Source organism: Streptomyces sp. NPDC007905, assembly GCF_042959345.1.
Taxonomy (GTDB): Bacteria; Actinomycetota; Actinomycetes; order Streptomycetales; family Streptomycetaceae; genus Streptomyces.
The window spans coordinates 113,197-126,990 of the sequence record NZ_JBIBKS010000004.1 but is presented as its reverse complement, the minus strand read 5'-3'; the positions used below and the strand labels follow the sequence as shown (position 1 = coordinate 126,990).

Here is a 13,794-nt window from a genome sequence, read left to right as displayed (position 1 = left end):
TCGATCAACGCCGCGTACTGTGCGCGGCCAGTGCACATCTCGGTACGTGAACAACTTCCCGATCGTTCAGGAGGATGCCGATGAACCACTCGGCCCGCGCGTTCTGGCTCCGCTCGCCGGGGCACGGCGAGATCCGCGACGTCACTCTCGCGGCGCCGGCCGAGGGTGAGGTACTGGTCCGCGCGCTGTACTCCGGAGTGAGCCGCGGCACGGAGACCCTGGTCTTCCGCGGCGGGGTGCCCGAGTCCCAACACGCCGTGATGCGGGCGCCGTTCCAGGAGGGCGACTTCCCCGGGCCGGTGAAGTACGGCTATCTGAACGTCGGCGTCGTCGAGGAGGGGCCGGGAGAGCTGGTCGGCCGTACGGTGTTCTGTCTTTATCCGCATCAGAGCCGTTACGTCGTTCCGGTGAGCGCCGTGACCGTCGTGCCCGAGCGGGTTCCTGCCGAGCGGGCCGTGCTCGCCGGGACCGTGGAGACCGCCGTGAACGCCCTGTGGGACGCGGCGCCCCTGATCGGCGACCGGATCGCGGTGGTCGGCGGCGGCATGGTCGGCTGCTCGGTGGCCGCGCTGCTCTCCCGCTTCCCCGGCGTACGGCTGCAGCTGGTCGACGCCGACCCGGCCCGCGCGAAGACCGCCGAGGCCCTCGGCGTGGACTTCGCCGCGCCCGGGGACGCCCTCGGCGACTGCGACCTCGTCGTCCACGCCAGCGCCACCGAGCAGGGCCTGACCCGCTCCCTGGAACTCCTCGCCGCCGAGGGCACGGTCGTCGAACTGAGCTGGTACGGCGACCGGCGCGTCGCCCTGCCGCTCGGCGAGGCCTTCCACTCGCGCCGGCTCACCGTGCGCAGCAGCCAGGTCGGCACCGTCTCCCCGGCCGCCCGCGCCGGCCGCGGCTACGCCGAGCGGATGGCGCTCGCCCTCGACCTGCTCGCCGACCCGGCGCTCGACACCCTCGTGACCGGGGAAAACGCCTTCGAGGAACTGCCCGAACTGATGCCGAGGCTCGCCTCCGGCGAGATCCCCGCCCTGTGCCATCGCATCACCTACGGCGCGGACGGCCTGACCTGAGCGAAGGCAGACGGTCTGACCTGAGAAAAGGGTGAGAGGAGGCTGAACAAGGGGAAGCGAAGAGCCGTACTACTCGGCATCCCCCGGCAGGGAACCGCGGGGGACACCAGACGCGCCGCACCTGGAGGGTCGTCCGTTGTTCAGCATCACCGTCCGCGATCACATCATGATCGCCCACAGCTTCCGCGGCGAGGTCTTCGGGCCCGCGCAGCGACTGCACGGCGCCACGTTCCTCGTGGACGCCACCTTCCGCCGCGAGCAGCTGGACGAGGACAACATCGTCGTGGACATCGGCCTGGCCACCCAGGAACTCGGCGCAGTCGTCGCCGAGCTGAACTACCGCAACCTCGACGACGAGCCCGAGTTCGCCGGCATCAACACCTCCACCGAGTTCCTCGCCAAGGTCATCGCCGACCGGCTCGCCGAACGCGTCCACAAGGGCGCCCTGGGCGAGGGCGCCAAGGGCCTGAAGACCATCTCGGTCACTCTGCACGAGTCGCACATCGCCTGGGCGAGTTATGAGCGTGGCCTGTGACCGAGACGACCGTGACGCCCGCGACGCCCGTGACGCCCGTGACCAAGACGCGGCTCGCGTACGTGCCCGAGCAGGCCACTCCTTCCGAGAAGCCCGGGATCATCCCCATGTCCCTGCGCACCGTGCACTTCGTCATGCCGGGCGGAGTCGACGACCCGGCCGCGCCGAGCGGCGGCAACGCCTACGACCGCCGGGTCTGCCTGGACCTGCCGGGCTTCGGCTGGCAGGCCGTGCGGCACTCCGTGCCCGGCAGCTGGCCGCGCCCCGCCCGGGCCGACCGTGACGTGCTCGCCCGCACCCTGCGCGAGTTGCCGGACGACAGCGTCGTGCTGCTGGACGGGCTGGTCGCCTGCGGTGTCCCCGAGGTCGTCGTCCCCGAGGCCGAACGGCTGCGGCTCGCGGTGCTGGTGCACCTGCCCCTCGGCGACGAGACGGGCCTGGACGCGATGGTGGCCGCCGACCTCGACGCCCGCGAGCGGGCGGTGCTGCGCGCGGTGCCTGCCGTGATCGCCACCAGCGACTGGGCGGTGCGCCGCCTCGTCTCCCACCACGGCCTGGCCCCGGAGCGGGTGCGCGTCGCCGCCCCCGGCGCCGACATCGCACCTCTCGCCCCCGGCACCGACGGCGTCTCCCGCCTGCTGTGCGTCGCCGCGGTCACCCCGCGCAAGGGCCAGCACCGGCTGGTGGAGGCGCTCGCCACGGTGACCGACCTGCCGTGGAGCTGTGTGTGCGTCGGCGGGCTCACCAACGACCCGGAATACGTCGCCCACCTGCGCGACCTGATCCGCGAGCACGGTCTCGAGGACCGCCTGCGACTCGTGGGCCCGCAGGCCGGCGCCGAACTCGACGCCAGCTACGCCGCTGCCGACCTGATGGTCCTCACCTCGTACGCGGAGACGTACGGCATGGCGATCACCGAGGCGCTCGCCCGCGGTGTCCCGGTGCTGGCCACCGACGTCGGCGGTGTGCCCGAGGCGGTCGGCCGCGCCCCCGACGGCGGCGTCCCCGGCATCCTCGTCCCGCCGGAGGACCCCGCGGCGCTCGCCGCCGAACTGCGCGGCTGGTTCAGCGAACCCGACGTACGGCGTCGCCTGAAGGCCGCCGCCCGCGGTCGCCGCGCGGCCCTCGACGGCTGGGCGACGACCGCCCGCAGCCTGGCCGGGGTCCTCGGCCGGCTGCCCGAAGCGCCTGGGAGGGTGGCATGACGGAGACGACGACGGTGACCGGTGGGATTCCCGCGCAGCCGGGGCCGCGCGAGGCGGAGCACACGCGGGGGACCGGGAGTGAGGGGCTGCGGGTGGATGCCGGAAGGCGGACGGGTGAGCAGTCCGGTGCGGCCGCCGTGCCGCAGGACGTCCCTGTGGATGCCGATGCCGATGCCGGGCCGGGCGAGCCGTCCGCTGTGATCGCCGGTGCCGGCCCCGTCGCCCGCCCCGGCGAGCGGGCCACCGTGCGGCTGCGCGACGGCGGGCAGGAGGAGCCGCCCCGGTACGCGCCCGAGTGGCTGCAGTTGCGGGAACCGGCCGATGCGGTCGCCCGCGCGGAGGAACTGCTGGACCCGCTGCGGATACGGTCGGCCGATCTGCCGGGCCGGACGGGCAGCATCGTCATTCACGACCTGGGCTGCGGCACCGGCTCGATGGGCCGCTGGCTCGCGCCACGCCTGGACGGCGCCCAGCACTGGGTACTGCACGACCGCGACCCGTACCTGCTGCACTTCGCCGCCGTCGCCTCCCCGCGCTTCGCCGCCGACGGCAGCGGGGTCTCGGTCGAGACGCGCCGCGGCGACGTCGCCCGGCTCACCCCGGACGCGCTGACCGGAGCCTCTCTGGTGACGGCCTCGGCACTGCTGGACGTCCTCACCCGCGAGGAGATCGACGCCCTCGCCGCCGCCTGCGTCGGCGCCGGCTGCCCGGCCCTGCTCACGCTGTCCGTCGCCGGACGCGTCGAACTCACCCCGTCCGACCCGCTGGACGCCGAGATCGCCGAGGCGTTCAACGCCCATCAGCGCCGTTCCGGTCTGCTCGGGCCGGAGGCGGTCACCGTGGCCTGCGAGGCGTTCGCCGAGCGCGGCGCGACGGTACGGGTGCACCCGAGCCCGTGGCGGCTCGGCCCGGAGCAGTCCGCGCTGACCGCGCAGTGGCTGCGCGGCTGGGTGGGCGCGGCCGTGGAGGAGCGGCCCGAGTTGCGCGAGCGCGCCGAGGGCTATCTGCGCGAGCGCCTGGCCGCCTGCGAGGCAGGTGAGTTGCGGGCCGTGGTCCACCACAGTGACCTGCTGGCGCTGCCCCGGCCGACGGGCGGGGCGTCATGAGCGGAAGGGCGGGGGGAGGAGCGGACGCGGTTGCCGCCCAGGACGCCGTGACGGCGTTGCTGGAACCGCCCGTCGGCGAGGCCGTGCGGGCGGGCGTCCCCGCGCAGGGGGAGCGCATTTCGGAGCGCGTCGCCCCCGCGGCGACGGAGCTCGTCGAGGAGCCCTTCGCCCCCGTGGCGACGGAGCACGTCAATGAGCCCTTCGCCCCGGAGCCGGCCGAGCGCAACGCCCCCCGCTCCCTCAAGGGCCGCCTCAACTCCCGTGCCCTGCACACCCACTTGGGCACCGTCGCCGGAGCGGCCATCCTCGCCGCCCTGCTGTGGCGGCTCGGCACCGGCGTGCTGCTCGACGGGCTGCGGCGGATCGACACCGTGACCCTGGTGGCGGCCCTGGGCATCGGAGTCGTCACCACCGTGTTCAGCGCGTGGCGCTGGCAGTTGGTGGCCCGTGGCCTGCGCATCCGGCTGCCGCTGGGCTCGGCGGTGGCCGACTACTACCGGGCGCTGTTCCTGAACGCGGTCTTGCCCGGCGGGGTGTTGGGCGATGTGCACCGGGCGGTCCGGCACGGGCAGAGCGCCGGCGACCTCCGGCGCGGGGTGAAGGCCGTCGTCCTGGAGCGGGTCGCCGGGCAGATCGCGCTGACGGTGTTCGGCGCGGCGGTGCTGCTGAGCCTGCCGTCCCCCGTCCGGGACGACGTCCGCACCTTCGCGGTGCCGGTGGCCCTCGCCGCCGCGGGCGCGCTCGTCGTTGCCCTCGCCGTCCGGATGAACCGCGCGGCCGCACGCCCTGGCGGGAGGCTGCGGTCGGTCCTCGGCGAGGCGCGCCAGGGGCTGCTGTCCCGTCAGGCCGGGCCCGGGGTCGCGCTGTCCTCGGCCGTCGTCCTGGCCGGTCATGTCGCGATGTTCGTGGTGGCGGCCCGGGTGGCGGGCTCCGCCGTCTCCGTCGCGGTGCTGCTCCCGCTCGCGGTCCTCGCCCTGGTCGCCATGGGCCTGCCGCTGAACGTAGGCGGCTTCGGCCCCCGCGAGGGCGTGACCGCCTGGGCGTTCGGCGCCGCCGGGCTCGGCGCGAGCAGCGGAGTGGCCGTCGCCGTCGTGTACGGCGTACTCAGCTTCGTGGCGAGCCTGCCCGGCGCCGTCGTCCTCGTTGCCCGCTGGTACAGCGGGCTGCGCGGCTACTCCGGTACCTCTCCGGCGCCGTCCGCGGACGTGAGCAGCGCGAAAAGCGCGCCGAAGGATTCCACCAGGCTGGACAGCAGTTCCTTCCCCTTTTCCGCCGAGCCCAGGGAGGGACGGCCGATGACGCCCGATTCGGTATAGGCGGACATTCCCACGGTGAGCAGATGACGACGGTCGTCCGCGGTGAAATCGGCGGACTCGTATCCAGGGCGGACGAATTCGGGGTGAGAGTGCAGCAGAATCGAGGTCTCGATTTCTCCCGCGTGCATGTCGGTCAGCAGCGTGGTGGACACCCCCGCCCGCTGTCGTGCCGTCTCCCAGTCCTCGGCGGCCGGGAAGAGCCCCATCCTCTCGCCGCGCGCGGAGGCCTCCTGGACGACGTTGCCCAACACATAATTGCCGCCATGTCCGTTGACCACGACCAGCGCGTCGACACCGGAGCGGCGCAGCGACGCCGCGATGTCCCGGACCACCGCATGGAGGGTCACCGCGGAGATGCTGACGGTCCCCGGCCAGGCCGCGTGCTCGTGCGAGCAGGAGACCGTCACCGGAGGAAGGAGGTGCACCGGGTACGCGACGGCGATCTCCCGCGCCACGGCACAGGCGACGAGCGTGTCGGTGGTCAGCGGAAGGAAGGGACCGTGCTGTTCGAAGCTGCCGACGGGAAGGACGGCGACCTGTGTTGAAACGCCCGCCCCCCGCATCCGTACGTCTTCCGTAGTGTCCGCCGGCATCACCCCGTATGCCGCCGTACGCGCGCCCGAACCACTCATCTTTTCCCGGCCTTTCGTCTCTGCTTAGGAATCAGATCATGACAGAAAACCTCGGCGTCCTCGGCAAGAAGTCCCCGCGGCGTTCGGGCGCGGAACGCGTCGTGAATACCCCGTTGCCCACCGTGTACGGGAAATTCCAGGCGATCGGCTACCTGGACCACGACCGCGGTGACGAGCAAGTCGCCCTCGTGCACGGCGAGATCGGCACCGAGAACGTTCTGGTCCGGCTGCACTCGGAATGCCTGACCGGGGACGCGTTCGGTTCGCAGCACTGCGAGTGCGGCGACCAGCTGGCCTCGGCGCTGCGCGCGGTGGTCGCCGAAGGCAGCGGAATCGTCGTCTACTTGAGGGGCCACGAGGGCCGGGGCATCGGACTGCTGGCCAAGCTGCGCGCGATGGCCCTGCAGGCGGAGGGCCTGGACACGGTCGAGGCGAACCTGGCGCTCGGGCTGCCGGTAGACGCCCGCGACTACGGTGTGGCCGCCGAGATCCTGCACGACCTCGGGGTGCGCTCGGTCCGGCTGATGTCCAACAACCCGCGCAAGCGTGAGGCGCTGGTGCGGCACGGCATCCAGGTCGCCGAGCAGGTGCCGCTGCTGATCGAGCCCTGCGAGAGCAACATCACGTATCTGCGAACCAAGCGCGAGCGGATGGACCACGTCCTGCCCCATCTGGACGCGGTGGCGCACGGCTCTTGATCGGCGGGACGGCCCTACGGACAGGATCGGTGCAGGTCGGAGTGATCAGGACGCGCTGAGGTGCCCCGGGCCTGGGTTGAGCGGGCTCGTGCATGGGCGTTGGCCTTGCGTTGAGGCGTGGTATGCGCGAGGCCAGGGCTCGTGCAGTCTGTGCACCTGGCCGAAATGCGTCCCCCGTCGGCCGGACTCCGACCGACCTGATGCTTCACAGCCGCCGGACGCGCAGCACGCCGGTCAGCATCGGGAGAGTGAACTCGCCGCGGGCGGTCTCCGGTCTGCTCGCGAGGAAAGCGCGGATCCGGCTCAGCGTGACTTCTTGTTCCTGTTCCGGCATGACCAGCACCCCCGCGCGCGTCGCGATGGTCGCGGCGAGAGAGTCGGCGGTGCGGCGCTGCCCGTGCGGGAACTCGGCCTGCTCCGGGGAGCCGAACCGGGCGGCCCCGCCGGTCCGGGGAAGGTGCATGCCGGCCGTCTCGGCGCGCCAGCCGGCGGGCGTGTCACGTGGGCCGACAGCCGCGCTCCCGCTGATCCGCGCGAGCCCGGCCACCCACTCGACCTGGTCGTCCATGAGGTTCCACAGGCCGGCCAGGATGCCGCCGGGCGCGAGGACCCTGGCGATCTCGGGTCCCGCGACGGCCATGTCGAACCAGTGCATGGCATTGCCGGCCAGCACGGCATCGACGGAAGCGTCCGGCAGCGGTATCGACTCGGCACTACCCGGCAGGGCACGGACCTCTGGCAGTGAGCGGCGCAGCTCGGTCAGCATCCCCTCGGCGGGCTCGACTGCGACGACTTCGGCACCCACTGCGACCAGCGTGGCGGTCAGCTTGCCGGTTCCGGCGCCGAGGTCGAGCACGCGCGGTCCTGGCGCTGGTTCAAGCGCCCAGCCCACCGCGGGCCTGCGGGTAGTCCGGACGGTGTTCGGCGTATGCGACGGCCGCCGTGCCGAACGACGAGGCGTGAAGGAGCCGTTCATCCTGATCCACAAGGTGACGCTACTGGTGCGGCCGGCGGTCGGTCACCCCGCCTCACCGCTTCGGCGACGGCGACCCGACAGCGCTACCGGCATCGGCGCCCGGCGAGCACGCGGTGGTCCGTGTCGGGGCGAGCGGCTCAGCGAGTGCGACGGGCTGCTCAGCAGTGCCGCCTGATCCCGCTGGAGGAGGTGCTCACTGGGCGCCGTGGCGCCCGCAGCGCCCGGATGACATCGTTTACCGCAACAGCGCCGGACTCGGCATCCAGGACGCGGCGGCGGCCCGGGCCGTGGTCCGCGCGGCGAAGGAGGCGGTCGCGTGACTCTTCGGGCCCGGGTCGTCATCGTCGGTGGCGGGGTGATGGGCACGAGCATCGCCTACCACCTGGCGCGTGCCGGAGTGCGTGACGTCGTCCTGGTCGAACGCGACGAACTCGCCGCCGGTTCCACCTCCAAGGCCGCGGGCGGGGTGCGGGCCCAGTTCTCCGACGAGCTGAACATCCAGCTCGGCGCCCGCAGCCTGGAGGCCTTCGGCCGGTTCGAGGAGGAGATCGGCCGGGACATCGGGCTGCACCGGGTCGGCTATCTGTTCCTGCTGTCCACGCCCGAGCAGGTGGCCTCCTTCGAGGCGGGCGTACGACTGCAGAACTCCCTCGGTGTGCCCAGCCGGATGCTCACTCCGAAGGAGGCCCGCCGGCTGTCCCCGCTGATCACCACCGACGGACTGCTGGCTGCCGCCCACTCCCCGGACGACGGCCACTGCACGCCCGAGGCGGTCGTCCACGGCTACGCGGCCGCCGCCCGGGCCCACGGCGCCCGCATCCTGCGCCACACCGAGGTCACCGGCATAGAACTGCGCGGCAACACCATCACGGCCGTCACCACCACCCTCGGCAGCATCGCCACCGACACGGTGATCTGCGCGGCCGGTGCCTGGTCGCGGGCGGTCGGCGCCATGGTCGACGTGGATCTGCCGGTACGACCGCTGCGTCGCCAGGTCGCCGTCACCGAACCGGTGCCGGACCTGCCGCCCAGGCTGCCCATGACCATCGACTTCACCACCAGTCTCTACTTCCACGCCGAGGGCCCCGGCCTGCTGCTCGGCATGTCCGACCCGGACGAGCGGCCGGGGTTCGCCACTGACACCCACGACCGCTGGATCCCCCGGCTGTGCGAGGCGATGCAGCGGCGCGCCCCCGCCCTGCTGGAGTTGCGACGCACCGGCGGCTGGGCCGGGCTGTACGAGAACACGCCCGACCACAACGCCCTGATCGGTGAGGCGCCGTCGGTGTCCCGCTTCCTGTATGCGACCGGCTTCTCGGGCCACGGCTTCCTGCAGGGACCCGCCGTGGGCGAGATCGTCCGCGACCTGTACCTGGGCCGCGTACCCTTCCTGGACGTCCGCCCCCTGAGCGCCGGCCGGTTCGCGGCCGACGCCCCGCGCCCGGAGGCCAACCTGGTATGAGCGAGCTCCACCTGTGGCTGCGCCACGAGGCCCGTACGACTGAGCGGCGCACGCCGGTCGTCCCGGCCGACGCCCGCCGCCTGATCGAGAACGGGGTACGCCTGACCGTGGAGGAGTCCCCACAGCGGGTCTTCCCCCTCGAGGAGTACGAGGCGGCCGGCTGTCGTACCGCCCCCGCGGGCTCCTGGGTGACGGCGCCGCCGGACGCCGTGATCCTCGGCCTGAAGGAACTCCCGGACGAGCCACCGGTCTTGGCTCACCGCCACATCTCCTTCGGGCACGCCTACAAGCAGCAACCGGGCGCGGCGGCCCTGCTGCGCCGGTTCGCGGCCGGGGGAGGAGCACTGCTGGACCTGGAGTACCTGGTGGACGAGCACGGCCGCAGGCTGGCCGCCTTCGGCTTCTGGGCGGGCTACCTGGGCGCCGCCCTCGCCGTGCTCCAGCACCGGGGCCGGCTGAGGGCCCCGCTGCGGCCCACCACCAAGGAGGAGCTGGACGCCACCCTCGAACCGGTCGCCGACGACCCCGCGTTCACGGCCCTGGTGATCGGCGCGCTCGGCCGCAGCGGCCGGGGCGCCTCGGCCGCCTTCGACACCGCCGGGGTGGCCCAGACCCGCTGGGACCTCGCCGAGACCCGCGACCTGGACCGCCCGGCCCTGCTCGGCCACGACGTGATGGTCAACTGCGTACTCGCCCTCACCCCCGTCCCGCCCTTCCTGCGCGAGTCGGACCTGGACGATCCCGCCCGCCGGCTGCGCACCCTGTGCGACGTCACCTGCGACGTCGGCTCCCCGCTGAACGTCCTGCCCGTCTACGACCGCACCACCGACTGGACGGACCCGGCGCGCCGCCTGCGCAAGGAGCCGCCGCTGGACCTCATCGCCATCGACAACCTGCCCTCGCTGCTGCCCCGCGAGTCCAGCACCGACTTCTCCGCGGCGCTGCTGCCCCAGTTGCTCGACTTCGGCACCGCGGGCCCGTGGGGGCGCTGCCTCGACCGGTTCCACCAGGCCTGCCGTGAACTCGGCATCGCTGAAGGGGAGTTCCGCCATGACTGAGCGCCTTCCGGCGAGTGGCACGGTCCACTGGGTGGGTGCCGGACTCTCCACCGGCAGCGGGCTGGCCGTGCTGTGCGAGCGGGCCGCGCGGGTACGGCTATGGCACCGTACGGAGGAACGCGCGGCGGGCGCCCTCGCCCACCTGGGCCTGACCGGGCGGGCCGAGCCACGTGCGTTCACGCTTCCCGCGCTCGCCACCGAGCTGGCGCCCGGAGACGTCGTCGTGTCGATGCTGCCCGCGCCCGAACACGCCGGTCTGCTGGCCGCCTGCGTGCGGGCGCGGGCGCACTTCGCCTGCTCCAGCTACGCGTCCCCCGAAGTGCTGGACCAGGTGCCGGCCGCGGAGGAGGCCGGGCTGGTCGTGCTCACCGAGGCGGGCCTCGACCCGGGCATCGACCACCTCTTCGCGCACAGCCTCATCGGCAGGGCGCGCACGGAGATCGGCGCGGACACCCCGGCGGCCTACCGCCTCACCTCGTACTGCGGCGGTGTCCCGGCGGTCCCGAACGACTTCCGCTACCGCTTCAGCTGGGCACCCCTCGGCGTCCTCAACGCCCTGCGCTCGCCCGCCCGTTACCTGGAGAACGGCACCGAGACGATCGCCGACCACCCCTGGGAGGCGACCCGGCCGCACGTCCTCGACGGGGAGACCTTCGAGGCCTACCCCAACCGGGACAGCGTTCCCTTCATCGAGCAGTACGGGCTCCCGGCCGCCTGGACCCCGCGCACCTTCGTGCGCGGCACCCTGCGCCTGGACGGCTGGCTGAAGGCGTGGGAGCCGGTCTTCGAGGAGCTGAGGACGGGCGACGACGAGCGCATCGCCGCCCTGGCCAGGGAGCTGGCGGCCGCGTACCCGACGACGGACACGGACCGCGACCGCGTGGTGCTGTCGGTGACCCTGGAGGTCGAGACCGGCCCGGGCCGCACCTGGACGGGCGGTTACCGGCTCGACCAGCTGGGCGACGCGGAGGAGTCGGCGATGGCCCGCTGCGTCTCCCGCCCCCTCGCCCTCGGCGTCCACCACGTCCTCGACGGCAGCCTGCCGGCGGGCCTGAACCGGGCGGCGGAGACGACGGAACGGTCGGACCGCTGGCTCGCCGAACTCGCGGAGGAGGGACTGTACTTCAGTCTTCGCCTCGGTCATTGGTATTGCCCGTCGTCCGCCATGAACGACGATGCTCCCAGGGAGTGATGGGGGCAGCATGGACCAAGATGTCACGAGGGCCTGATGGTGGGGCTCGATCTGTCCGCTCTGGTCCTCGGTTTACTGCGACCGACAGCCGGATACGACGGTGACTTTCTGTCAGTGGCGATGCCGGCGTGCATCGTGAGCATCGCCGGTGTCGTGTCTGCGCGTGCTCTCGCCCAACGGTGGCTGTCGAGCCGCGACCGTCGGGTTCCCGGATGGATCGTCCACCTGGCCGCCACCGTGGGGTGGTCGGCTGGCCTCTCGCTCCTGACCTCGGTCGTTCTCATGGGCCTGCCGCACGGCGCGGAAACAGCATTGTCCGGGGCCGACGTCCGGCTGCGGCACCACATGGATCGCCGCTGTCCTCGTCCCGGCCGCCGTCGGCACCCATCTGGTGATCCGCCTCTGCCACTGTCGTCGGCTCCGAAAGCATCGCGGCGACCGGGCCGGACCGCGCACGAACAGCGGCGACAGCTGCCGCGAACGATCGGCGGCGACCGCCCTCAGCCCCAGAAGAGCGTGGCACCCGCCCCAAGTCCTCCAAGCGGGGTGGCCTGCACCGTTGACCGTACGAGTCTCCGCACCAGGCCGCCAGCCGCCCGGCAGGCCTCCGATCGTCGGGACGCTGTCCCAGGGGCGCCCCCAGCGAGCCCCCAACAGACGCTTAGGTGACGTCGGTCAGTGGATGACACAGGAGACACCGCAGAGGCCCATGCCCGACTCGGCGGCGAAGCGCCACATGCGCAACGGGCCATCCAGGACCGACTCCTCCTCGTCCTGGTAGTAGAGCCAGTCCCGCCGCTCGATCGTGGCGCGCTCGCCCGGGTCGAATGTCAGCGCCTGTTCGACCCGGGGCAGGGTGGCGCGCACCTCGGCCGAGGTGAGCAGGAAGTTTCCGCACCAGCCGGGCAGCAGCGCGGCCCGGGCCGGACCGAGGGCGTGGAAGAGGGAGGAGAGCGCCCAGTCCTTGCTCTGCACGGAGAGGAATATGCGGTCTCCGATGTCCTCCTGGCCCCAGATGCCGTGGAGCATGCAGAAGGGGTCGTCCGGCGTCAGCCCGTCGTACATCTTCTGGACGTGCTGCCCGCCACAGGTCAAATCCAGGAACTCCACGGAGGGTTCCGACCCCGACGGTACCGTAGTCCAGCTCTTCCACCGTTCCCGCGCGAGCGGTTCGTTCCGCTCGGCCTCGATCAGCGGCAGCAGCCGCGGTGCCAGTTCCCCGATGAAGGTGTCGTCATGGGCGCTGATGCTCCAGGCGCTGGTGATTCCCATGAGACGGGACCGTAGTCGAGGGGTCAGACAATCACGGCCTCGTGGACCAGGCGCCGTAGCTCCGGAAAGACCTTCAGGGTCTTCGGACGTACCTGGGTCATGAACTGGACGGTGAGGTCGCGGGCCGGGTCGATCCAGAAGGCGGTGGTGGCCACGCCCGTCCAGCCGTAGGTGCCGGGGCTCGACGGGGCCAGGGTGCGGGTGGGGTCGGTCACCACGGAGACGTTGAAGCCGAAGCCGAGGCCGTCGTTGCCGCGTTCCTGGTGGACGGGGGCGCCGAAGGTGCTCAGCTCGGCGTCGCCGGGCAGCTGGTTGCGGGTCATCAGGGCGACCGTGTCGGACGACAGCAGGCGGGTGCCGTCCAGCTCGCCGCCCCGGCGCAGCATCTCCATGAACCGGTGGAAGTCGTGGGCGGAGGCGACCAGGCCGCCGCTGCCGGACAGGAAACGCGGCCGGTCCCGCACCGGGAGTCCCGGGGTCGACGCGATGCCGCCGTCGTCCGTCTCCCCGTACAACTCGGCCAGCCGCTCGGCCTGTTCGGGGATGATGTGGAAACCGGTGTCGGTCATGCCGAGCGGGCGGAAGATGCGCTCGGCGAAGTACTCGTCCAGGGGCTGCCCGGAGACCACCTCTACCACCCGGCCCAGTACGTTGGACGCCACCGAGTAGTTCCACTGCGTGCCCGGCTCGAACTGCAGCGGCATCCGCGCGTACACCTCGATTGTCTCCGCGAGGTCCTTGCCCGGCGGCACCGAGTACTCCAGGCCCGCCTCCCGGTAGAGCGCGTCGACGGGGTGCTTGTAGTAGAAGCCGAAGGTCAGGCCGGCCGTGTGGGTGAGCAGATGCCGGATCCGGATCGGGCCGGCTGCCGGACGGGTGCGGACGCCGGTGCCTGAACCACTCTCGTACACCAGGGGGTTGGTGAAGGCGGGCAGGTACCTATCGAGCTGGTCGTCCAGGGACAGGCGGCCGTCCTCGACCAGCCGCAGCACGGCGACCGCGGTGACGGGCTTGGTCATGGAGTAGATCCGCCACAGGGTGTCCGTCTCGACCGGCAGCCCGGCGGCCAGGTCCCGGTGGCCGTGCGTGGTGAGGTGGGCGACGCGGCCGCCGCGGGCCACGGCCACCAGGTAGCCGGGCAGGCGCCCTTCGTCGACGTAGCGGGCGAAGTGCTGGTCCAGCCGGTCGAGGGCCTTCACGTCCAGCCCGGCCTCGCCGGGGTCGACTTCCTGTCGCAGCTGTGCCATCGCTCTCCTCCGGTCGCTTCGTACA

At 72.5% G+C, this 13,794-nt stretch carries 12 protein-coding genes and 1 pseudogene; 9 read left to right on the top strand and 4 right to left on the bottom strand.

The features are described from left to right. Positions 1 to 80 precede the first annotated feature (80 nt). The 5 genes and pseudogenes from ACFZDC_RS09295 to ACFZDC_RS09275 form a co-directional block, all read left to right on the top strand. Complete coding sequence (locus tag ACFZDC_RS09295; RefSeq protein WP_391321789.1) at positions 81 to 1,070, top strand: dehydrogenase; 990 nt, start codon at positions 81 to 83, stop codon at positions 1,068 to 1,070. Positions 1,071 to 1,206: 136 nt separating this feature from the next. Beyond that, positions 1,207 to 1,605 (top strand): 6-carboxytetrahydropterin synthase, encoded by a 399-nt coding sequence (locus ACFZDC_RS09290; protein WP_391321786.1) that lies wholly within the window; start codon positions 1,207 to 1,209, stop codon positions 1,603 to 1,605. After that, positions 1,602 to 2,810: a glycosyltransferase gene (locus ACFZDC_RS09285; protein WP_391321784.1), complete on the top strand. Its 1,209-nt coding sequence runs from the start codon at positions 1,602 to 1,604 to the stop codon at positions 2,808 to 2,810. Before ACFZDC_RS09290 ends, ACFZDC_RS09285 begins: the two co-directional genes overlap by 4 nt. After that, positions 2,807 to 3,916, top strand: a complete 1,110-nt coding sequence (locus ACFZDC_RS09280; RefSeq protein WP_391321782.1) for a methyltransferase domain-containing protein — start codon at positions 2,807 to 2,809, stop codon at positions 3,914 to 3,916. The genes ACFZDC_RS09285 and ACFZDC_RS09280 overlap by 4 nt, the downstream gene beginning before the upstream one ends. After that, positions 3,913 to 4,986 (top strand): annotated as a pseudogene (locus ACFZDC_RS09275) (YbhN family protein); the annotation flags it as partial. The gene ACFZDC_RS09280 and the pseudogene ACFZDC_RS09275, both read left to right, overlap by 4 nt. Before the next feature lie 101 nt (positions 4,987 to 5,087). Here the strand turns inward: ACFZDC_RS09275 and ACFZDC_RS09270 are convergent. Next, positions 5,088 to 5,864, bottom strand: a complete 777-nt coding sequence (locus ACFZDC_RS09270) for a creatininase family protein (protein WP_391321780.1) — start codon at positions 5,862 to 5,864, stop codon at positions 5,088 to 5,090. A 38-nt stretch (positions 5,865 to 5,902) separates the two neighbouring features. Between ACFZDC_RS09270 and ribA the strand changes: the two genes are divergently transcribed. After that, positions 5,903 to 6,562, top strand: coding sequence for a GTP cyclohydrolase II (gene ribA, locus ACFZDC_RS09265; protein WP_391321778.1), 660 nt, complete (start codon positions 5,903 to 5,905; stop codon positions 6,560 to 6,562). A gap of 205 nt (positions 6,563 to 6,767) precedes the next feature. On the opposite strand, the gene ACFZDC_RS09260 is transcribed toward ribA, so the two are convergent. Further along, the gene (locus tag ACFZDC_RS09260) at positions 6,768 to 7,418 is read right to left on the bottom strand and encodes a methyltransferase domain-containing protein (protein WP_391321776.1); all 651 of its coding nucleotides are present in this window, start codon (positions 7,416 to 7,418) and stop codon (positions 6,768 to 6,770) included. A 436-nt stretch (positions 7,419 to 7,854) separates the two neighbouring features. Between ACFZDC_RS09260 and ACFZDC_RS09255 the strand changes: the two genes are divergently transcribed. The 3 genes from ACFZDC_RS09255 to ACFZDC_RS09245 are packed head-to-tail and all read left to right on the top strand — an operon-like array spanning position 7,855 to position 11,250. Next, positions 7,855 to 9,000 carry an FAD-dependent oxidoreductase gene (locus ACFZDC_RS09255; protein ID WP_391321774.1) on the top strand — a complete coding sequence of 382 codons (1,146 nt, stop codon included), beginning with the start codon at positions 7,855 to 7,857 and terminating at the stop codon, positions 8,998 to 9,000. After that, complete coding sequence (locus tag ACFZDC_RS09250) at positions 8,997 to 10,058, top strand: saccharopine dehydrogenase (RefSeq protein WP_391321772.1); 1,062 nt, start codon at positions 8,997 to 8,999, stop codon at positions 10,056 to 10,058. The genes ACFZDC_RS09255 and ACFZDC_RS09250 overlap by 4 nt, the downstream gene beginning before the upstream one ends. Continuing rightward, positions 10,051 to 11,250: a saccharopine dehydrogenase C-terminal domain-containing protein gene (locus ACFZDC_RS09245; RefSeq protein WP_391321770.1), complete on the top strand. Its 1,200-nt coding sequence runs from the start codon at positions 10,051 to 10,053 to the stop codon at positions 11,248 to 11,250. Before ACFZDC_RS09250 ends, ACFZDC_RS09245 begins: the two co-directional genes overlap by 8 nt. Positions 11,251 to 11,925: 675 nt before the next feature. Here the strand turns inward: ACFZDC_RS09245 and ACFZDC_RS09240 are convergent. Further along, positions 11,926 to 12,522, bottom strand: a complete 597-nt coding sequence (locus ACFZDC_RS09240; protein ID WP_391321769.1) for a hypothetical protein — start codon at positions 12,520 to 12,522, stop codon at positions 11,926 to 11,928. 23 nt (positions 12,523 to 12,545) lie between these two features. Then, entirely contained in the window at positions 12,546 to 13,769 is a 1,224-nt protein-coding gene (locus tag ACFZDC_RS09235) for a serine hydrolase (RefSeq protein WP_391321767.1), read from the bottom strand. Positions 13,770 to 13,794: the final 25 nt, after the last annotated feature.